19 protein-coding genes are annotated in these 19,808 nt (G+C 60.1%); all 19 read left to right on the top strand.

The features are described 5' to 3' along the window. Positions 1–17 precede the first annotated feature (17 nt). On the top strand, positions 18–947 hold the full coding sequence (locus tag HNQ83_RS11995) for a ketoacyl-ACP synthase III (RefSeq protein WP_175389148.1): 930 nt from the start codon (positions 18–20) through the stop codon (positions 945–947). A 251-nt stretch (positions 948–1,198) separates the two neighbouring features. After that, positions 1,199–2,644 (top strand): flagellin, encoded by a 1,446-nt coding sequence (locus tag HNQ83_RS11990; protein ID WP_175389147.1) that lies wholly within the window; start codon positions 1,199–1,201, stop codon positions 2,642–2,644. Between the two features lie 74 nt (positions 2,645–2,718). Further along, the gene (locus HNQ83_RS11985; protein ID WP_175389146.1) at positions 2,719–3,069 is read left to right on the top strand and encodes a flagellar protein FlaG; all 351 of its coding nucleotides are present in this window, start codon (positions 2,719–2,721) and stop codon (positions 3,067–3,069) included. An 81-nt stretch (positions 3,070–3,150) separates the two neighbouring features. Further along, positions 3,151–4,536 (top strand): flagellar filament capping protein FliD, encoded by a 1,386-nt coding sequence (fliD, locus tag HNQ83_RS11980; RefSeq protein WP_175389145.1) that lies wholly within the window; start codon positions 3,151–3,153, stop codon positions 4,534–4,536. 153 nt (positions 4,537–4,689) lie between these two features. Continuing rightward, positions 4,690–5,091 (top strand): flagellar export chaperone FliS, encoded by a 402-nt coding sequence (gene fliS, locus HNQ83_RS11975; protein ID WP_175389144.1) that lies wholly within the window; start codon positions 4,690–4,692, stop codon positions 5,089–5,091. Between the two features lie 17 nt (positions 5,092–5,108). Then, the gene (gene fliT, locus HNQ83_RS11970) at positions 5,109–5,405 is read left to right on the top strand and encodes a flagellar protein FliT (protein ID WP_175389143.1); all 297 of its coding nucleotides are present in this window, start codon (positions 5,109–5,111) and stop codon (positions 5,403–5,405) included. 172 nt (positions 5,406–5,577) lie between these two features. Continuing rightward, a complete protein-coding gene (locus HNQ83_RS11965; RefSeq protein ID WP_175389142.1) occupies positions 5,578–7,053 on the top strand; it encodes a sigma-54 dependent transcriptional regulator in 1,476 nt (491 codons plus the stop codon). 130 nt (positions 7,054–7,183) lie between these two features. Then, on the top strand, positions 7,184–8,410 hold the full coding sequence (locus tag HNQ83_RS11960; protein ID WP_372241896.1) for a PAS domain-containing sensor histidine kinase: 1,227 nt from the start codon (positions 7,184–7,186) through the stop codon (positions 8,408–8,410). Then, positions 8,407–9,798, top strand: a complete 1,392-nt coding sequence (locus HNQ83_RS11955) for a sigma-54 dependent transcriptional regulator (protein ID WP_175389140.1) — start codon at positions 8,407–8,409, stop codon at positions 9,796–9,798. The genes HNQ83_RS11960 and HNQ83_RS11955 overlap by 4 nt, the downstream gene beginning before the upstream one ends. A 140-nt stretch (positions 9,799–9,938) precedes the next feature. Further along, a complete protein-coding gene (fliE, locus tag HNQ83_RS11950) occupies positions 9,939–10,268 on the top strand; it encodes a flagellar hook-basal body complex protein FliE (RefSeq protein WP_175389139.1) in 330 nt (109 codons plus the stop codon). Between the two features lie 16 nt (positions 10,269–10,284). Next, positions 10,285–12,072: a flagellar basal-body MS-ring/collar protein FliF gene (fliF, locus tag HNQ83_RS11945; protein ID WP_175389138.1), complete on the top strand. Its 1,788-nt coding sequence runs from the start codon at positions 10,285–10,287 to the stop codon at positions 12,070–12,072. After that, the gene (gene fliG, locus HNQ83_RS11940) at positions 12,065–13,084 is read left to right on the top strand and encodes a flagellar motor switch protein FliG (protein WP_095195723.1); all 1,020 of its coding nucleotides are present in this window, start codon (positions 12,065–12,067) and stop codon (positions 13,082–13,084) included. Before fliF ends, fliG begins: the two co-directional genes overlap by 8 nt. Before the next feature lie 4 nt (positions 13,085–13,088). Next, positions 13,089–13,877: a flagellar assembly protein FliH gene (gene fliH, locus HNQ83_RS11935; RefSeq protein WP_175389137.1), complete on the top strand. Its 789-nt coding sequence runs from the start codon at positions 13,089–13,091 to the stop codon at positions 13,875–13,877. After that, positions 13,867–15,225 carry a flagellar protein export ATPase FliI gene (gene fliI / locus HNQ83_RS11930; RefSeq protein ID WP_175389136.1) on the top strand — a complete coding sequence of 453 codons (1,359 nt, stop codon included), beginning with the start codon at positions 13,867–13,869 and terminating at the stop codon, positions 15,223–15,225. Before fliH ends, fliI begins: the two co-directional genes overlap by 11 nt. Before the next feature lie 6 nt (positions 15,226–15,231). Then, positions 15,232–15,681 (top strand): flagellar export protein FliJ, encoded by a 450-nt coding sequence (gene fliJ, locus HNQ83_RS11925; protein WP_095195720.1) that lies wholly within the window; start codon positions 15,232–15,234, stop codon positions 15,679–15,681. 144 nt (positions 15,682–15,825) lie between these two features. Next, on the top strand, positions 15,826–16,125 hold the full coding sequence (locus tag HNQ83_RS11920) for an STAS domain-containing protein (RefSeq protein ID WP_175389135.1): 300 nt from the start codon (positions 15,826–15,828) through the stop codon (positions 16,123–16,125). 5 nt (positions 16,126–16,130) lie between these two features. After that, a complete protein-coding gene (locus tag HNQ83_RS11915) occupies positions 16,131–17,837 on the top strand; it encodes a SpoIIE family protein phosphatase (protein ID WP_175389134.1) in 1,707 nt (568 codons plus the stop codon). A gap of 30 nt (positions 17,838–17,867) precedes the next feature. Then, positions 17,868–18,236, top strand: coding sequence for an Hpt domain-containing protein (locus HNQ83_RS11910; RefSeq protein ID WP_175389133.1), 369 nt, complete (start codon positions 17,868–17,870; stop codon positions 18,234–18,236). An 83-nt stretch (positions 18,237–18,319) separates the two neighbouring features. Continuing rightward, complete coding sequence (locus HNQ83_RS11905; protein WP_175389132.1) at positions 18,320–19,699, top strand: flagellar hook-length control protein FliK; 1,380 nt, start codon at positions 18,320–18,322, stop codon at positions 19,697–19,699. Positions 19,700–19,808: the final 109 nt, after the last annotated feature.

Below are 19,808 nucleotides of genomic sequence, written 5' to 3'. Positions count from 1 at the left end.
ATTATTGGGAAGCCATAATGATTGGCATAAAAAATATAGCGAGTTACGTGCCGACAGCCGGGGTTGATAACTACGCCCAGGGTGCAAAGTTCGACAAGGACGAAACCTTCATCCTTGGCAAGATCGGTTCGGCGTTTTTGCCGCGCATGGATGCCGATCAGGAAACCTCCGATCTGTGTGTCGAAGCCGCCAATGCGCTGTTCGCCGCCAGTCCCGAACTCAAGCGTGAATCCATCGACTGCCTGATCGTCGTCACCCAGAACGGTGACGAAGAAGGATTGCCGCACACCGCTGCGATCGTGCAGGACAAGCTGGGCTTGCCGACTCACGTTGCCGCGTTCGATATTTCCCTGGGCTGTTCCGGTTATGTCTATGGCATCTATGCGATCAAAGGCTTCATGGAAGCGGCAGGGCTGAAGAACGGCCTGCTGATCACCGCTGATCCTTATTCGAAGATCGTCGATCCGGAAGACCGCAATACCACCATGCTGTTCGGCGATGCCGCCACCGCGACCTGGATGGGCGAAGACCCGATCTGGCAACTGGGCAAGTCGAAGTTCGGCACTGATGGCTCCGGTGCTCCGCACCTGAAGGTCACCGACGGTGTGTTCTTCATGAATGGCCGCCAGGTCTTCAACTTTGCCTTGCTCAAAGTCCCGGCGCATTTGCATGAGCTGCTGGACGAATCGCATCTGCAGGCCAGTGATATCGACGCCTTCTGCATTCACCAGGGCAGTGCGGCCATCGTCGATGCGGTGGCGCGCCGTTTCGAAGAAGGCGAGCCGGAGAAGTTCGTCAAGGACATGCTGGAAACCGGTAACACGGTGTCGTCGAGCATTCCGCTGCTGTTGCAGAATCATGTGTTCGATTCGAAGTGGACACGTGTGGCCATCAGCGGCTTTGGCGTAGGCCTGTCGTGGGGTTCGGCGATTCTCTATCGCGGCTGATCCACTCGATCGGAACGGCAAAAAAAAACGCCCGGAAATTCAAGCTTCCGGGCGTTTTTCGTTTTTCTGGCGCCGGCTTTCTGGCTCTAAACCCTTGAAAATAAAGGGCTGGCACCCTGCCACTAAAAAATTCAAAAAAACCCCTCAAGCAAACGGGTCCCACGACGATAACTATTACGTAGGTTCTCTAGGCCACACCCGGCGGTTGCCAGGGCCGGAAGCCGCAGTATCCATCCAACGAGGATTTCGTCATGGCTTTAACCGTAAACACCAACCTTGCTTCCTTGACCGTTCAGAACAACCTGAACAAAGCTTCCGGCAATCTGCAAACTTCGATGCAGCGCCTGTCCTCCGGCCTGCGTATCAACAGCGCTAAAGACGACGCCGCTGGCCTGCAGATTTCCAACCGTCTGACCAGCCAAATCAACGGCCTGGGCGCAGCCATCAAGAACGCCGGTGACGGTATCTCCATCGCGCAAACTGCTGAAGGCGCGATGCAAGAATCCACCAACATCCTGCAGAAAATGCGTACCCTGGCCCTGGCTTCCGCCAACGGCTCGCCAAGCGATGACGACCGTAAGTCGAACAACGCTGAATACGCTGCTCTGACTGCCGAACTGACCCGTATCTCCACCACCACTACCTTCGGTGGTCGTAACCTGCTGGACGGTTCTTTCGGTACTACCCAGTTCCAGGTAGGCGCCAACGCCAACCAGACCATCAACATGACTCTGGGCGACGTATCGGCTAACAACATTGGCTCCCAGCAAGTGAAAAGCATGGCAATCGCGCCAAGCGCCACTGGTGTCGCTGGTGGTGCCCTGACGCTCGTTGGTGGTGGCCAGACCGCTACCTTCACCGTTGCTGCAGGTTCTTCGGCTAAGGCTACCGCTGCACAGATCAATACCGCAGCCGTTGGCGGTGTTACTGCCAGCGCCAGCACTGAAGCTAAATTTGCTGTCAACACTGCAGCCATCCTGGCCGCTACTCCAGCCAGCGCCAACTTCACCGTTCAAGTCGGTACCGGTACCGCAGTAAGCATGGTAGGTGTTACCACCACCGCTGAACTGGCTGACCAACTGAAATCCAACGCCGCCAAACTGGGCATCAGCGTTAACTACGATGCCAAGGCAGGTTCCCTGTCGGTTAAATCCGACACCGGTGAGAACATCACCCTGAACGGTGGTGACGCTGGCGCAATCGCTGGTATCACTGTTGCTGCCAAAGACGGTGCCGGTAACTTCGGTGCTGGCGTTGCTGCCGCTGCAACCGCTATCCAGGTGACTGGTGCTGTTTCCCTGAACTCCGCCAACAGCTACTCGATGAGCGGCGCTGGTGTGACCGGTCTGTTCGGTGCCGCTACTACTGCCAGCTCGGCCAAAACCACTGTTGCCGCCACTGACGTGACTACTGCAGCCAACGCTCAGAACGCCATCGACGTGATCAGCCAGGCGATCTCGGCTATCGACTCCCAGCGTGCTGACCTCGGTGCGGTACAAAACCGTTTCGACAGCACCGTGGCCAACCTGCGCTCCATCTCGGACAACTCCACTTCTGCTCGTGGCGTGATCCAGGACGTTGACTTCGCCGCTGAAACCGCTCAGCTGACCAAGCAGCAAACCCTGCAACAGGCTTCCACCGCGATCCTGTCCCAGGCTAACCAGCTGCCATCGGCTGTGCTGAAGCTGCTCGGTTAATTCCGGCACTTTGTGAATGACGGAAGGGCGCGTTTACGTGCCCTTTTGTCTTTTGAGCGATGAGGAGATTTAACATGGACATGAGCGTCAAGTTGAACCTGTCTTATCCTGCCGTTGCCCCTCAGGGCGCAACGCCGACCGTCACTGCCAAACAGGATCAGCCCAAGACTGAAAACGTCGCTAAGCCGGGTTCCGAGCCCAAGCGCGACGAACTTGAAAAGGCCGTGACCGATATTCAGGAGTTCGTCCAGGCTGCCCAGCGCAATCTGGATTTTTCCATTGATGACTCCACTGGCCGCGTTGTGGTCAAGGTCATCGCCACCGAAACGGGGCTCGTGATTCGCCAGATCCCGTCGGAAGCTGCACTGAAACTGGCCCAAAGCCTGTCGGACGCCAGCAGTTTGTTGTTTGACGACAAAGTCTGAGCTGGCATGAATTTTGTTGCTGTAGCCGTTTAACGCGATTGCGGTCAAGAAAACGGCAGCCACTGGATAAGGAGAGAGAGGATGGCGGGTACATCGGTTAGCGGTATTGGTTCGAACATCGATACCCAAGCGATTGTGAAGTCTTTGGTGGACTCCGAGAGAGCACCAAAACAGACGCAAATCAACAATCAGACGCTGAAAGCAACCACCTCGCTGTCGTCGATCGGCAAAATCCAGGCGGCACTGGATGCCTTCCGTGGCGCGTTGGAAAACATGAAGACCGCCTCCAGCTTCAGCGGGTTGAACGGTACGTCTTCCGATGAAAAAGTCGCCACCGTGACCACCAGTAACGGTGCGGCAGCGGGCAGCTTCTCGCTGCTGGTGACCCAGTTAGCGACCTCATCGAAAATTTCCACCAAGGTCTACGCCGACGGCGCCTCTTCGGTGATCAACGCCGGTGCGTCGCCGACCACGCTGAGCATCAAGCAGGGCAGCGACACCTTCGACGTCAGCATTCCTGCCGGCGCGACGTTGCAGCAGGTCCGTGACTCGATCAACTCCCAGTACGCGAACCAGGGCTTGAGCGCCAACATCCTGACCGATGCCAACGGTTCCCGGATGGTGCTGACCTCCAGCAAGACCGGTGTCGGTTCGGACCTGACTTTGTCGGGTAACTCTGGTCTGGAGACTGGCACCTCCGTTCTCGCCACACCGCAGAATGCCCTCTACAAGCTCGATGGCGTGGCGATGGAGTCCAAGAGCAATACCATTGCCGATGCGGTAAGCGGAATCACCCTCAAGCTGACAGGCGTTTCTCCGACGCCGTCCGGTGGTGGTGCGGCGACGCCAGCCACTATCACCGTAGCTGCCGACAAGGCGACGCTCAAGTCGTCGGTCAAGGGTTTTGTCGACACCTACAACGCGCTGATCAAGGCTGCCAACGCTGAGACCCAGGTCACCACCAACGCCGACGGTACAATGACGGCGGGTGCTCTGACAGGTGACGCGTCACTGCGTTCGCTGTTGTCGTCGGTACGTACCGAGTTGAACGCCATGGGCGGCACAGGTGATATGAAGTCCCTTGCTCAGTTTGGTGTCCAGACCGATCAGAAGACCGGATTGCTGTCGATCAACGACAAAGTGTTTGATGCTGCGGCGCTCACCAATGCCGCCGACATCAACGGCATCTTTGCCGGCGATACCGGTTTGCTGGCGCGCATGAAGACCGCCACGGACACCTTCGCGCAGAAAACCACCGGGGTTTTTGCCGCGCGTTCGGCGAGCTTGAGCGACAGCCTGACTGACCTGAAAAAGCAGCAGGACGCTCTCGATGCGCGGATGGTGAGCCTGCAGACGAGCCTGACCGCCAAGTACACGGCGATGGACTCCCTGGTGGCCAGGTTGCGCGCCCAGAGCGACAGCATCATGACCACGCTCAATGCGCTGAATAATCCTAAGTCGGACTGATCCGCATCAGGCATAAAAAACCCAGGTCGTCTGTCAGACAGCGCCTGGGTTTTTTCATTGGTGGGGTGTCCGCGTTAAAGTTATGTGTCGCTCAGTCGACATAAAGATCAGAGCATTCCAATTTTCAGCTGTTGTCTGTCACGAGGTAGAAACATGAACCCCATGAGAGCCCTTCGCCAATACCAGAAGGTCAATTCCCATGCCCAGATCTCTGAAGCCAACCCCCATCGCCTGGTGCAGATGCTGATGGAGGGCGGGCTGGACCGCATGGCCCAGGCCAAGGGCGCGTTGGAGCGGGGCGACGTCGCACTCAAGGGGTTGATGCTGGGCAAGGCCGTGGACATCATCATCGGCCTGCGCGATGGCTTGAACCCGGAAAAGACCGAGGATCCGGCTTCGCTGCAGCAGCTCGATAATCTGTACGCCTACATGACGACGCGTCTGATGGAAGCCAATCGCGATAACAACGCCGAAATCATCGACGAAGTATCGGGTCTGCTCGAAACCCTGAAAAGCGGTTGGGATGCTATCGCCGGCACCACCCCACAGGCCTGATGGCCGAGGATGACATCATGAGTCAAGCACTGCGACGCATAGAAGAAACCCGCGAAGCCTTGGTCGACGCCTTGGCAGCACGCAATTGGGACGCGATTGGTGAGTTGGATACGACCTGCCGTGAATGCGTCGATGAAGTGCTCGCCGAAGCACCGATCGACGAAGAGGCGGTGCGGACTAATCTGGAAGGGTTGCTGGCCGTTTACAAAGAGTTGCTGACGGCGACGATGGGGGAGCGGCAGGCGATAGTCGACGAGATGTCGCAGATCAATCATGCACAAAAGGCATCAAAGGTTTACCATCTGTTTGGTTAATTGACGCCAGTTAATCCAAACATAGTGCGCCATAAATTTGACTGTGCACGGTTTTTTGACTTAACTAGTGGCTGGTTCCAGATTTCAGTCGTCTTCAGGCATATCCTGCCTGCAAGCGTATAGCTTGCCCCCGCATTTTGGGCATTGAGTTGACTAGGGAAGTTGCTATTGCATGTGGCGTGAAACCAAAATTCTGCTGATAGATGACGATAGCGTCCGTCGCCGCGATTTAGCGGTGATTTTAAATTTTCTCGGCGAAGAAAATTTGCCCTGCGGTAGCCACGACTGGCAGCAGGCTGTCGGCTCATTGTCATCTAGTCGCGAAGTAATCTGTGTCCTCATCGGGACGGTCAATGCTCCTGGTGCACTTCTGGGCTTGTTAAAGACACTCTCGACATGGGATGAGTTCCTTCCGGTTTTGCTAATGGGCGATAATTCTTCCATTGACCTGCCGGAAGACCAGCGTCGTCGGGTGCTCTCGACCCTCGAAATGCCACCCAGCTACAGCAAATTGCTCGACTCGCTGCACCGTGCCCAGGTCTATCGCGAGATGTACGACCAGGCCCGCGAGCGCGGCCGTCATCGCGAACCCAATCTTTTCCGCAGCCTTGTCGGCACCAGCCGTGCGATCCAGCATGTCCGCCAGATGATGCAGCAAGTCGCCGACACCGACGCCAGCGTGTTGATCCTGGGAGAGTCCGGGACCGGCAAGGAAGTCGTTGCGCGCAACCTGCACTACCATTCCAAGCGCCGTGAGGCACCGTTCGTACCGGTGAACTGCGGGGCGATCCCGGCCGAGCTGCTGGAAAGCGAATTGTTCGGTCACGAGAAGGGCGCGTTCACCGGGGCGATCACCAGTCGCGCCTGGCGTTTCGAACTGGCCAACGGTGGCACCCTGTTCCTCGATGAAATCGGCGACATGCCACTGCCGATGCAGGTGAAGTTGCTGCGCGTGCTGCAGGAGCGCACCTTCGAGCGCGTGGGCAGCAACAAGACGCAAAGCGTCGATGTGCGCATCATTGCGGCGACCCACAAGAATCTCGAAAGCATGATCGAGATCGGCACGTTCCGCGAAGACCTGTACTACCGCCTGAACGTTTTCCCGATCGAGATGGCGCCGCTACGCGAGCGCGTTGAAGACATTCCATTGCTCATGAACGAGTTGATCTCGCGCATGGAGCACGAGAAGCGGGGTTCGATCCGTTTCAATTCCGCGGCGATCATGTCCCTGTGCCGTCACGGCTGGCCGGGTAACGTCCGCGAGCTGGCGAACCTGGTGGAGCGCATGGCGATCATGCATCCGTACGGCGTGATTGGCGTGGTCGAATTGCCGAAGAAATTCCGCTACGTCGACGACGAAGACGAGCAAATGGTCGACAGCCTGCGCAGTGATCTCGAAGAGCGCGTGGCCATTAATGGCCATACCCCGGACTTCACCGCTGGCGCCATGCTGCCGCCGGAAGGCCTCGACCTCAAAGACTACCTCGGTGGTCTGGAGCAGGGGTTGATCCAGCAGGCACTGGATGATGCCAATGGCATTGTGGCGCGCGCTGCCGAACGGCTGCGTATCCGTCGTACCACGCTGGTGGAAAAGATGCGCAAGTACGGCATGAGTCGTCGTGACGGAGATGAACAGGCGGATGATTGACGCCTGTTTTTCAACCTATTCATTTGTAAGCAGTTTTTTTTAGGCACGGGTATTGCTACATCCCTCGCAACGTTCCGTTTCACTGACGGTCAGCCAAGCGAGAGAGCACAACATGCCCCCATCCGCCCAGATGTCTCCTGCTCCAGATTTCTTGGGGGATGCCCTGGGGCAACCGTCGTCCGTAGAGCAGGCAAGCCGGCTTGGCCTCGAGCAGGCTTTCGCCCTGTTCAACCAGATGTCCAGCCAGTTGACCAGTTCCTACAGCATGCTCGAAGCCCGGGTCACCGAGCTCAAGGGTGAGCTGGCCGTGGTCAGTGCCCAGCGCATGCAGGAGCTGGCGGAAAAAGAACGCCTGGCCAACCGTCTGCAAAACCTCCTGGATCTGTTGCCCGGTGGCGTCATCGTCATCGACGCCCAGGGCATCGTGCGCGAAGCCAACCCGGCGGCCTGTGAGTTGCTTGGCCTGCCGCTCGAAGGCGAGTTGTGGCGCCACGTCATTGCCCGCTGTTTTGCGCCTCGCGAAGACGATGGTCATGAAGTCTCCCTCAAGGATGGTCGGCGCCTGTCGATCGCCACGCGTTCGCTGGATGCCGAGCCGGGTCAGCTGGTGCTTTTGAATGACCTGACTGAAACCCGTCACCTGCAGGATCAGCTGGCCCGCCACGAGCGTTTGTCTTCCCTGGGCCGCATGGTGGCGTCGCTTGCCCATCAGATTCGCACACCGTTGTCTGCCGCCTTGCTCTACGCCAGTCATTTGACTGAGCAGCAATTGCCGGTGGAGACCCAGCAGCGTTTTGCCGGGCGCCTCAAGGAGCGTTTGCACGAGCTGGAACATCAGGTGCGGGACATGCTGGTATTCGCTCGTGGCGAGCTGCCCCTGACCGATCGGGTAACCCCTGGACAGCTTATGCAGGCGTTGCAGGCGGCGGCCCTGACCCACGTGCAGGACCTGCCCATTCGCTGGCAGTGCGACAGCCATGCCGGCGAGCTGCTCTGCAGTCGCGACACGCTGGTCGGAGCCCTCCTCAATCTCATCGAGAACGCAATTCAGGCCAGTGCCGGTGATGCGCGTCTGAAGGTTCATCTGTATACCCGCGACAGCCATTTGCGTGTGTGTGTCAGTGATAGCGGCAGCGGTATCGACGGCGTCGTACTGGCGCGCCTGGGCGAGCCGTTTTTCACCACCAAGGCCACCGGAACCGGACTCGGGCTCACCGTGGTCAAGGCGGTAGCCCGTGCCCATCAGGGACAATTGCAGTTGCGTTCGCGACTGGGGCGCGGCACCTGTGCGCAGGTGATTCTGCCGCTTTTTTCCGATGAAAAACGCAGCGCTCAGGGAGTGGAGTCAACGTCATGAGCATCAAGGTTTTACTGGTCGAGGATGACCGCGCTTTACGCGAAGCATTGGCCGACACACTGTTGCTCGCCGGGCACGATTACAAAGCTGTCGGTTCGGCGGAGGAGGCCCTGACTGCGGTCGACGTCGAGGCGTTCAATCTGGTGGTCAGCGACGTCAATATGCCGGGCATGGATGGCCATCAGTTGCTCGGCTTGCTGCGGGCGCGTCAGCCGCAGCTGCCGGTTTTGCTGATGACGGCGCACGGTGCCGTGGAGCGGGCAGTGGATGCGATGCGCCAGGGCGCAGCGGACTATTTGGTCAAGCCATTTGAGCCCAGGGCATTGCTCGATCTGGTCGCCCGGCATGCCTTGGGCAGTCTCGGCGCCGTTGACAACGAGGGGCCGGTGGCCTTCGAACCGGCCAGTGCCCAATTGCTGGAACTGGCCGCCCGGGTTGCCCGCAGTGACTCCACGGTGCTGATCTCCGGTGAGTCCGGGACGGGCAAGGAGGTGCTGGCGCGCTACATTCACCAGCACTCTCATCGCGCCAGTCAGCCGTTCATTGCGATCAACTGTGCGGCGATCCCGGACAACATGCTGGAAGCCACCCTGTTCGGCCATGAAAAAGGCTCGTTCACCGGCGCCATCGCGGCGCAGGCCGGTAAATTCGAGCAGGCCGATGGCGGGACCATCCTGCTCGACGAAATTTCCGAGATGCCCCTCGGCCTGCAAGCCAAGTTGCTGCGGGTGCTGCAAGAGCGCGAGGTCGAGCGGGTCGGTGCGCGCAAGCCGATCACCCTGGACATTCGCGTGGTCGCGACCACCAACCGTGACCTGGCCGGGGAAGTGGCGGCGGGGCGTTTCCGTGAAGACCTCTACTATCGCCTGTCAGTGTTTCCGCTGGCGTGGCGTCCGTTGCGCGAACGTACCGCCGATATCCTGCCACTGGCCGAGCGTCTGCTGACCAAACACGTCAATAAAATGAAGCATGCCGCGGCGCGCTTGTCGCCCGAGGCACAGGCGTGCCTGATCGGTTACCCGTGGCCGGGGAATGTGCGTGAGCTGGATAACGCGATTCAGCGTGCGTTGATCCTGCAACAGGGCGGTTTGATCCAGCCCCGGGACTTCTGTCTGGCCGGGCCAGTCACCTTTGCGCCATTGCCGGTATCGGCGCCAGCGAGTGCGCCTGTGCGAGCCGTGGAGGTCGAAGCCGAATCCGCGGGAGCCTTGGGTGATGACCTGCGTCGTCGCGAGTTCCAGATGATCATCGACACCTTGCGCGCGGAGAGGGGGCGACGCAAGGAGGCGGCGGAAAAGCTGGGCATCAGCCCGCGTACCTTGCGCTACAAGCTGGCGCAAATGCGCGATGCCGGGATGGATGTGGAAGGCTATCTGTTTGCCACGTAAACGATAGCGCAAACGTTTGTAAGGCTTTTCTGAAAAGGTGCCTGCGAGCTGGCACCCTTGTTGCTAACACCTCAGTATCCGTTGATTAGTGTCAAAAAATTGCGTGCCGCCAACGACGTGCTTCGTCAAAGAGAGAGACCATGAGCCAAGGTATTGAATTCAATCGATTGATGCTGGACATGCGCGCCATGCAAATGGATGCCATGTCTGCGCCGAAATCGACTGCCGCCGTCCCTGAACTGAATGGCAGCAGCTTTTCCGACATGCTCGGTCAGGCCGTCAATAAAGTGAACGATACCCAGCAGGCTTCCAGTCAGTTGGCCAATGCCTTCGAAATCGGCAAGAGCGGCGTCGACCTGACGGACGTGATGATTTCCTCGCAGAAGGCCAGCGTGTCTTTTCAGGCATTGACCCAAGTGCGTAACAAACTGGTCCAGGCCTACCAAGACATCATGCAGATGCCGGTTTAAGGGCGAGATATAAGTCATGGCAGATGCAGTCGCCGATAACGTTCCGGCCAAGACCACGCCGACAGAGGGCAAACCGCCGCTGTTCGGATTGTCCTTCCTGGAAAACCTTTCCGAGATGACCATGTTGCGTCAGGTGGGCCTGTTGGTCGGCCTGGCCGCGAGCGTGGCGATTGGTTTTGCCGTGGTGTTGTGGTCCCAGCAGCCGGACTACCGTCCGCTGTACGGCAGCCTTGCCGGGATGGACGCCAAGCAGGTCATGGATACCCTGGCCTCCGCCGATATTCCCTACAACGTTGAACCCAATTCCGGTGCCTTGCTGGTCAAGGCCGACGACCTGTCCCGTGCGCGCCTGAAACTGGCGGCCGCTGGTGTTACTCCCAGCGACGGCAATATCGGCTTCGAGATCCTCGACAAGGAACAGGGCCTGGGTACCAGCCAGTTCATGGAAGCCACCCGTTACCGTCGCGGACTCGAAGGCGAACTGGCCCGGACCATTTCCAGCCTGAACAACGTCAAGGGTGCCCGCGTGCACCTGGCGATTCCGAAGAGTTCGGTGTTTGTGCGCGATGAGCGCAAGCCGAGTGCTTCGGTTCTGGTTGAACTCTATTCCGGTCGCTCGCTGGAGCCTGGCCAGGTCGTGGCCATCATCAACCTGGTGGCGACCAGTGTTCCCGAACTCAGCAAATCGCAGATCACTGTGGTCGACCAGAAGGGCAACCTGCTGTCCGATCAGGCGGAGAACTCCGAACTGACCATGGCCGGCAAGCAATTCGATTACAGCCGCCGCATGGAAAGCATGCTCACCCAGCGTGTGCACAACATCCTGCAACCGGTGCTGGGCAATGATCGCTACAAGGCCGAAGTCTCGGCCGACGTGGACTTCAGTGCCGTCGAGTCGACCTCCGAGCAGTTCAACCCGGACCAACCGGCGCTGCGCAGCGAGCAGTCGGTCAACGAACAACGTACCGCCAGCAATGGCCCGCAGGGTGTACCGGGTGCCTTGAGCAACCAGCCACCTTCGCCGGCGTCCGCACCGCAGACCACTGGCGGCGCCACCGCGTCGGCGGGCATGGTGCAGCCCGGCCAGCCTTTGATCGATGCCAACGGCCAGCAAATCATGGACCCGGCCACCGGTCAGCCGATGCTGGCGCCATACCCGGCGGACAAGCGTCAACAATCGACCAAGAACTTCGAGCTCGACCGCTCCATCAGCCACACCAAGCAGCAGCAGGGGCGTCTGAATCGCCTGTCGGTGTCGGTGGTGGTGGACGATCAGGTCAAGGTCAACCCGGCCAATGGCGAAACGACTCGCGCGCCGTGGAGCGCCGATGAATTGGCACGTTTCACCCGTCTGGTTCAGGACGCGGTCGGTTTCGACGCCAGCCGTGGCGACAGCGTCAGCGTGATCAACATGCCGTTCTCCGCCGACCGTGGCGAAGTGATTGCCGACATTCCGTTCTATTCCCAGCCGTGGTTCTGGGACATCGTCAAGCAAGTGATGGGTGTCTTGTTCATTCTGGTGCTGGTGTTCGGTGTGCTGCGTCCGGTGCTCAACAACATCACCGGTGGCGGCAAAGACAAGCAGCTGGCCGGCATTGGCAGCGACGCCGAGCTGGGCGGCATGGGCGGCCTGGACGGCGAACTGGCCAACGATCGGGTCAGCCTCGGCGGTCCGACCAGCATCCTGCTGCCGAGCCCGAGCGAGGGCTATGATGCACAGTTGAACGCAATCAAGAGTCTGGTGGCAGAAGACCCGGGTCGTGTGGCTCAGGTCGTGAAAGAGTGGATTAACGCAGATGAGTGATAACCGAGCCGTTGCCGCCAAACTGACCAAGGTCGACAAAGCCGCGATCCTGCTGCTGTCCCTGGGGTCTACCGACGCCGCCCAGGTGCTGCGCCACATGGGGCCCAAAGAGGTCCAGCGTGTGGGCGTGGCCATGGCCCAGATGGGTAACGTGCACCGCGAGCAGGTCGAGCAGGTGATGAGCGAGTTCGTCGACATCGTCGGCGACCAGACCAGCCTGGGCGTCGGCTCCGACGACTACGTGCGAAAAATGCTCACCCAGGCCCTGGGCGAAGACAAGGCCAACGGTCTGATCGACCGCATCCTGCTGGGTGGCAACACCAGCGGCCTCGACAGCCTGAAGTGGATGGAGCCGCGCGCGGTCGCCGACGTCATCCGTTACGAGCACCCGCAGATCCAGGCGATCGTGGTGGCGTACCTCGATCCGGACCAGGCCGGCGAAGTGCTCGGCAACTTCGACCACAAGGTGCGACTGGACATCATTCTGCGGGTTTCCTCGCTGAACACCGTGCAGCCAGCGGCCCTGAAAGAACTCAACCAGATTCTCGAGAAGCAGTTCTCCGGCAATTCCAATGCCTCGCGCACCACTCTGGGTGGCATCAAGCGCGCGGCCGACATCATGAACTTCCTCGACAGTTCGATCGAAGGCCAGCTCATGGATTCGATTCGCGAAGTCGACGAAGACCTGTCCGGTCAGATCGAAGACCTCATGTTCGTGTTCAACAACCTGGCCGATGTCGACGACCGCGGTATCCAGGCTCTGTTGCGCGAAGTGTCCTCCGACGTGCTGGTGTTGGCCCTCAAGGGTTCGGACGAAAACGTCAAGGAGAAGATCTTCAAGAACATGTCCAAGCGTGCGGCCGAGCTGCTGCGCGACGACCTCGAAGCCAAGGGCCCGGTGCGCGTCAGCGACGTGGAAACCGCGCAGAAGGAAATCCTCACCATCGCCCGCCGTATGGCCGAAGCCGGAGAAATCGTGCTCGGCGGCAAGGGCGGCGAGGAAATGATCTAACGCCATGGCCAAGCATGACGATGAACCCACTGACCTGATCCGGGCCGGGGAAGTCAGTGGGTTCGATACCTGGGCGCTGCCCAGCTTCGATCCGCCGGAACCCGAGCCTGAGCCGGAGCCGGAACCCGAACCGCCGGAAATGGAAGAAGTGCCGCTGGAGGAAGTCCAGCCACTGACGCTCGAAGAGCTCGAAAGCATTCGCCAGGAAGCCTACAACGAAGGCTTCGCGGTGGGTGAACGTGAAGGTTTCCACAGCACCACGCTCAAGGTTCGCCAGGAAGCCGAAGCAGCGCTGGCACCCAAGATTGCGGGGCTGGAGCAGCTGATGACACACCTGTTCGAGCCCATCGCCGAGCAGGACACCCTGATTGAAAAATCCCTGGTCGACCTCGTGCAGCACATCACCCGCCAGGTGATTCAGCGCGAACTGGCCATCGATTCCACGCAGATCGAACACGTCATGCGCGAAGCCCTCAAGCTGCTGCCGTTGGGCGTGAACAATGTGCGGCTGTACATCAATCCGCAGGATTTCGAACAGGTCAAAGCCCTGCGCGAACGCCATGAAGAAACCTGGCGCATCGTCGAGGATGAGTCGCTGTTGCCGGGCGGTTGCCGGGTCGAGACCGAACACAGCCGTATCGATGCCACGGTCGAAACCCGCGTCAAACAGGTAATGGACAAGTTGTTCGACCAGTTGCACGAGCAGGCCTTGCACCCGGCCGCGCCAGACATGAGCCTTGAGTTGCCGGTCGATGGCAAACCTGCGGCTCCGGACGTTCCCGATGCGCCTTGAACGCACCAGTTTCGCCAAGCGCCTGGGCAGTTATGCCGAGGCCACGCAACTGGCTGGCGCACCGATCCTCGAAGGCCGCCTGCTGCGCATGGTCGGCCTGACCCTCGAAGCCGAGGGCTTGCGTGCCGCCATGGGCAGTCGCTGCATGGTCATCAACGACGACAGCTATCACCCGGTGCAGGTCGAAGCCGAAGTCATGGGCTTCTCCGGCAGCAAAGTCTTTCTGATGCCGGTCGGCAGTGTCGCTGGCATTGCCCCTGGCGCTCGCGTCGTTCCTCTGTCGGACAGTGGTCGCTTGCCAATGGGCATGAGCATGCTCGGGCGGGTGCTGGATGGCGCGGGCCGCGCGCTCGATGGCAAGGGCGGAATGAAGGCCGAGGACTGGGTGCCGATGGATGGTCCGACCATCAACCCCCTCAAGCGTGAACCGATCAGCGAGCCGCTCGACGTGGGCATCCGCTCCATCAACGGTATGTTGACGGTCGGTCGCGGCCAGCGGCTCGGGCTGTTTGCCGGTACCGGCGTGGGTAAATCCGTGTTGCTGGGCATGATGACCCGCTTCACCGAGGCCGACATTATCGTCGTCGGCCTGATCGGCGAGCGGGGTCGTGAAGTTAAGGAATTCATCGAGCACATTCTCGGTGAAGAAGGCCTCAAGCGTTCCGTGGTGGTGGCGTCGCCAGCGGACGATGCGCCACTGATGCGCCTGCGCGCGGCCATGTACTGCACGCGCATCGCCGAGTATTTCCGCGACAAGGGTAAGAATGTCCTGTTGCTGATGGATTCGTTGACCCGATTCGCCCAGGCCCAGCGGGAAATCGCCTTGGCCATCGGCGAGCCGCCGGCGACCAAGGGCTACCCGCCGTCGGTATTCGCCAAGTTGCCGAAACTGGTGGAGCGGGCCGGTAATGCCGAGAAGGGCGGCGGGTCGATTACAGCGTTCTATACCGTGCTGTCCGAAGGCGACGACCAGCAGGACCCGATTGCCGACTCGGCGCGAGGCGTGCTCGACGGGCACATCGTCTTGTCGCGGCGACTGGCCGAGGAAGGTCACTACCCGGCCATCGATATCGAGGCGTCCATCAGCCGGGTCATGCCGGCGGTGGTGTCGCCGGAGCACATGACCCGCGCACAGTATTTCAAGCAATTGTGGTCGCGCTATCAGCAGAGCCGGGATCTGATCAGTGTCGGTGCCTACGTGGCCGGTGGTGATCGCGAGACCGACCTGGCGATCTCCCTGCAGCCGCAGTTGGTCAAATACCTGCGTCAGGGCCTGAACGACAGCATCAGCCTGGGCGAAAGCGAAGCGTACCTTGCGTCGATCTTCGCGCCCGCGGCGGGCGGTTAACCGGTCATGGCGCAGACTCGGGCAGGGCGCCTGGCCCCCGTGGTGGAAATGGCCGAAAAAGCCGAGAAAACCGCGGTCCAGCGCCTGGGGCACTTTCAGGGGCAGGTGCGGCTGGCCGAGAGCAAGCTTGCCGACCTCGAAGCCTTTCGTCTCGATTATCAGGAGCAGTGGATTGTGCGCGGCAGCGGCGGCGTATCAGGCCAATGGCTGCTGGGCTATCAAGGCTTCCTGGCGCAGTTGGGCACGGCCATCGATCAGCAGCGGCAAAGCCTGGCCTGGCACCAGAACAACCTGAACAAGGCGCGGGACACCTGGCAGCAGGCGTTCGCCCGGGTCGAAGGCTTGCGCAAACTGGTTCAACGATACATGGACGAAGCGCGGGCGCTGGAGGACAAGCGCGAGCAGAAGCTGCTGGATGAATTGTCCCAGCGGCTGCCGCGGCAGGATCAGTATTGAATCCATTCGGCCGTGTTACCTGTGGGAGCGAGCCTGCTCGCGAAGAGGCCCTCAAGGCTCCCACAAATTTCCTGCCTTGCCCCAACCTCTACCAAATGCTAAACCTTGTACAAGCAGGTTTACCAATGACAAGGAAGCCATGACATGTCAGTCGTTACAGAAGTCTCTGCGGATGGACAAAAACTGACGATATCGGTCAAGGGACGATTCGATTTCGCCAAGCATCAGGAGTTTCGGGAATCCTACGAGCACAAGGATCTCGCCGAAGTGGTGATCGACCTGAAAGAAGCGACCTACCTCGACAGTTCCGCACTGGGCATGCTGCTCCTGTTACGTGATCACGCCGGCGGCGACGACTCCGACATACGCGTGGTCAACAGCAGTTCCGACGTGAGGAAAATCCTCGCCATCTCCAATTTCGACAAACTGTTCGACATCAGTTGAACGCCGTGCAATCTGCACTCGAACCGCTGACGATATTGATCGCTGAAGACAGCGCGGCTGATCGCATGCTGTTGTCGAGTATTGTCCGGCGCCAGGGGCATCAGGTGCTGACGGCGGCCAACGGTGCCGAAGCGGTCGAGGCCTTTGCCCGGCAACGTCCGCAACTGGTGTTGATGGACGCGATGATGCCGGTGATGGATGGCTTCGAAGCCGCCCGGCAAATCAAGGAGCTGGCCGGGGAAACCCTGGTGCCGATTATCTTCCTGACCTCTTTGTCCGAAAGCGAAGCCTTGGCCCGCTGCCTGGAAGTTGGGGGCGACGACTTTTTGGCGAAGCCGTACAACCAGGTGATCCTCGGCGCCAAGATCAAGGCGATGGACCGTCTGCGACGGTTGCAGGCAACCGTGTTGCAGCAACGTGACCAGATTGTCCGGCATCACGACTATTTGCTCAACGAACAGCGTGTGGCCAAGGCCGTTTTCGATAAGGTGGCCCACTCCGGCTGCCTGAATGCGCCCAATATCCGTTACCTGCAATCGCCTTACGCGCTGTTCAACGGCGATCTGCTGCTGGCCGCGTTCACCCCGGCCGGTGACATGCATGTGCTGCTCGGCGATTTCACCGGCCATGGGTTGCCGGCCGCGGTCGGTGCGATGCCCCTGGCCGAAGTCTTTTACGGCATGACCGCCAAGGGCTATGGCCTGGCGGAAACCCTGCGCGAGATGAATGCCAAGCTCAAGCGCATCCTGCCGGTGGACATGTTCTGTTGTGCGACGCTGCTGTGCCTGAGTTTTCAGCGTCGCTCGGTGGAGGTCTGGAACGGCGGCATGCCGGACGGTTACCTGCACAGCATGGCCACCGGAGAGCGCACGCCGCTGACGGCGCGGCATCTGCCGCTGGGTGTGTTGAGCCCGCAAACATTTGATGACAGCACCGAAGTGTTTCCGATGGCGCTAGGGGATCGGGTGTTTCTGCTGTCTGACGGAGTGATCGATACCTGCGATGCCAGCGATCAGCTGTTTGGTGTGCAGCGGTTGCAGCAGGTTTTTGCCGCCAATCGCCAGCCGGATGCGTTATTCGAAGAAATCGACCAGGCGCTGCGGGATTTTCGCGGCGAAGCCCGGGACGATGTCAGCATGGTCGAGATCAGCTTGCTCGATCCCGTTCAACTGAGTCCTCCCGCTCTGGTCTATTCCGATAGCGGACAGTCCTGCCCGCTGGATTGGTCGCTGAGTTTCGAGTTTCGCGCCGCCACGCTCAAGCGGTTCAATCCGCTGCCGTACCTGTTGCAGCTGCTGCTGGAGGTTCACGGTCTGAGGGCCCAGAGCGGGGCGCTCTACAGTGTTCTGGCCGAGCTGTACTCCAATGCCCTTGAGCATGGCGTGCTGGGGCTCGATTCCAGCCTCAAGCGCGACGTCGCGGGTTTTGCCCGTTATTACCAGCAGCGAAATACCCGCCTGGCCGAGCTGCAGGAGGGCTATGTCCGGGTGCATTTGCAGGTCACGCCGCAAGGCGAGGGTGGTCGCCTGGTGATTCGCGTGGAGGACAGCGGCAAGGGATTCGATGTTGAACGAGTGATGGAGCGTCCCATGGATCCTGTCCGTTTGTCGGGTCGCGGGGTCAGTCTGATCCGCCAGTTGGGGCGTAACGCCAATTGGTCCGACGATGGTCGAAGTGCCCGCGTGGAGTTTTTCTGGGAGGCTCTGGCATAATCCGCGCATTCTTGATCAAGGAGTGAGCAAGTGACTGACCTACATCTTGACCCGGACGTGCTCTGCGCGTTGCGGGATGTCATGGAGGACGAGTTTTCGACATTGATCGATACCTTCCTCGCAGACTCCGAAGAGCGGTTGCAGCAATTATCCGTGGTCACCGACGCCGCGCGAATTCTCGAGACTGCCCATAGTTTCAAGGGCAGCAGCAGCAACATGGGCGCCATTCGCCTGGCTGAGCTGTGTCATGACCTCGAACAACGGGCCAAAGCGCGAAACCTTTCCGGCATTGAAACGCTGATGGCTGAAATCACCCGCGAATTCGCGTTTGTCCGGCCACTTTACGAAGAAGAGCGACAGCGCGCGCTCTCTGCGATCGCGACCGTTCGGCCTTATTAACTGCAAACGGGCAAAACTGGCGCGACCTTTGCAGTCAACTCTCCCAACTGTACCTACGATCCCAGTGCAGCGGAGACCGTTAAATGCCCGTTACCCCCAATTCGCTTCTTCAGGCCGCCACGCAGGCCAAGACTCAAGCCGCCTCCGCCAAAACCACGGCGCTGACCGCTGAGCCCGGGGACAAGGCCGCGAGCTTCTCCCAGGTGTACGCCAAGCAGGCGCAGAACAAGCCTGCAGGGATGGCTGATGGTTCGGTCAAACCGGTACGGGACAAGACCCAGGATGGCGCCGGCAATAAAGATGTAGCCGACGACAAATCTGCCGCCCCGGAACCGGCGGTTGCCGATAGCGGCAAATCCTTGCCCGCCGATAAACCGGCACAGACCGACGACAAGGCCGCCAGCGACGATACGGCGGATACCGCGCAGACGCCGGTTGCCGAGACGGCGCCGGTCGATCCGGCGCTCGATCCTGCCTTGCTGCAGGCGATGCAGCCCGCGGTCATTGCGCCTGCGCCGACCACGCCGACCACGCCACCCGTCGCGGATCCCGCGCAACCGCCAGTCGAAGCACCGGTTGCCGCAATCGTCACAACAGCATCGACCGCGACTGCGGCCGTCGCTGCAGCCGACACCGATTTCGATCCTGAAGCCGATCCTCTTGATGCACTGCCCGCCGTGCGCATGGCCATGGAGCAGAGCGGTCACGTTTCGGCCTCCAGCCAGTCACAGCCTAAAGCCGCACCGACGCCTGCCCAGGCTCAGGCTGATGGCGAGCAGACCCTGGCGCAGAATTTTGCCGCCGGCATGGCCAACATGCTCGATGTGCAGACCAGCAAGGACAGCACCAGTCAGGGTGGAGAGAAGGCGTTCAGCGGCCTGATCGATGACGGCCTCAAGGATCTGAAATCGGCCAGCAGTGATACCCGCGTTGATGATTTCGCCAACCGTCTGGCGGCATTGACGCAAGCCGCCACGCCGAAAACCGCCAATGCCTTACCGGTCAACCAGCCGATCGCCATGCATCAGAGTGGCTGGACCGAGGAGGTGGTGAATCGGGTCATGTACCTGTCCAGCGCCAATCTCAAGGCGGCTGACATCCAGTTGCAACCCGCTGAACTGGGGCGTCTCGACATTCGGGTGAACATGGTGCCCGACCAGCAGACCCAAGTGACGTTCATGAGCGCTCACCCCAGTGTTCGCGAAGCGCTGGACGGGCAGATGCATCGCTTGCGTGACATGTTCGCGCAGCAGGGCATGGGCCAGGTCGACGTCAACGTATCCGACCAGTCCCGAGGTTCGCAGCAGGGACAAGAGCAGGCGCAGCAGAACCAGAGCGGGCGCACCAGCGCCCGTGGTGGCCGCCTCGACTCAATGGATGACGAGCTCACCCCTGGCGTTGCCGAGGTGGCCGCTCCGGTGACCAGCGTGATCGGTTCCAGCGCCGTCGACTACTACGCCTGATCAAACGAAATACCAAACCCTGTGGGAGCGAGCCTGCTCGCGAAGGCGTCAGTTCAGTCACGATTTCAGTGACTGACAGAACGCTTTCGCGAGCAGGCGCGCTGCCACA

It is taken from the genome of Pseudomonas sp. C2B4, from assembly GCF_013359695.1.
Classification (GTDB): domain Bacteria; phylum Pseudomonadota; class Gammaproteobacteria; order Pseudomonadales; family Pseudomonadaceae; genus Aquipseudomonas.
The sequence above is the reverse complement of the archived record's forward strand: the minus strand, read 5'-3'. Positions and strand labels throughout refer to the sequence as shown.

Bases quoted from the DNA above. Each gene is read 5' to 3' on its own strand.
- HNQ83_RS11995 (WP_175389148.1), top strand. From the start codon at position 18: ATGATTGGCATAAAAAATATAGCGAGTTACGTGCCGACAGCCGGGGTT.
- HNQ83_RS11990 (WP_175389147.1), top strand. From the start codon at position 1,199: ATGGCTTTAACCGTAAACACCAACCTTGCTTCCTTGACCGTTCAGAAC.
- HNQ83_RS11985 (WP_175389146.1), top strand. From the start codon at position 2,719: ATGGACATGAGCGTCAAGTTGAACCTGTCTTATCCTGCCGTTGCCCCT.
- fliD (WP_175389145.1), top strand. From the start codon at position 3,151: ATGGCGGGTACATCGGTTAGCGGTATTGGTTCGAACATCGATACCCAA.
- fliS (WP_175389144.1), top strand. From the start codon at position 4,690: ATGAACCCCATGAGAGCCCTTCGCCAATACCAGAAGGTCAATTCCCAT.
- fliT (WP_175389143.1), top strand. From the start codon at position 5,109: ATGAGTCAAGCACTGCGACGCATAGAAGAAACCCGCGAAGCCTTGGTC.
- HNQ83_RS11965 (WP_175389142.1), top strand. From the start codon at position 5,578: ATGTGGCGTGAAACCAAAATTCTGCTGATAGATGACGATAGCGTCCGT.
- HNQ83_RS11960 (WP_372241896.1), top strand. From the start codon at position 7,184: ATGTCTCCTGCTCCAGATTTCTTGGGGGATGCCCTGGGGCAACCGTCG.
- HNQ83_RS11955 (WP_175389140.1), top strand. From the start codon at position 8,407: ATGAGCATCAAGGTTTTACTGGTCGAGGATGACCGCGCTTTACGCGAA.
- fliE (WP_175389139.1), top strand. From the start codon at position 9,939: ATGAGCCAAGGTATTGAATTCAATCGATTGATGCTGGACATGCGCGCC.
- fliF (WP_175389138.1), top strand. From the start codon at position 10,285: ATGGCAGATGCAGTCGCCGATAACGTTCCGGCCAAGACCACGCCGACA.
- fliG (WP_095195723.1), top strand. From the start codon at position 12,065: ATGAGTGATAACCGAGCCGTTGCCGCCAAACTGACCAAGGTCGACAAA.
- fliH (WP_175389137.1), top strand. From the start codon at position 13,089: ATGGCCAAGCATGACGATGAACCCACTGACCTGATCCGGGCCGGGGAA.
- fliI (WP_175389136.1), top strand. From the start codon at position 13,867: ATGCGCCTTGAACGCACCAGTTTCGCCAAGCGCCTGGGCAGTTATGCC.
- fliJ (WP_095195720.1), top strand. From the start codon at position 15,232: ATGGCGCAGACTCGGGCAGGGCGCCTGGCCCCCGTGGTGGAAATGGCC.
- HNQ83_RS11920 (WP_175389135.1), top strand. From the start codon at position 15,826: ATGTCAGTCGTTACAGAAGTCTCTGCGGATGGACAAAAACTGACGATA.
- HNQ83_RS11905 (WP_175389132.1), top strand. From the start codon at position 18,320: ATGCCCGTTACCCCCAATTCGCTTCTTCAGGCCGCCACGCAGGCCAAG.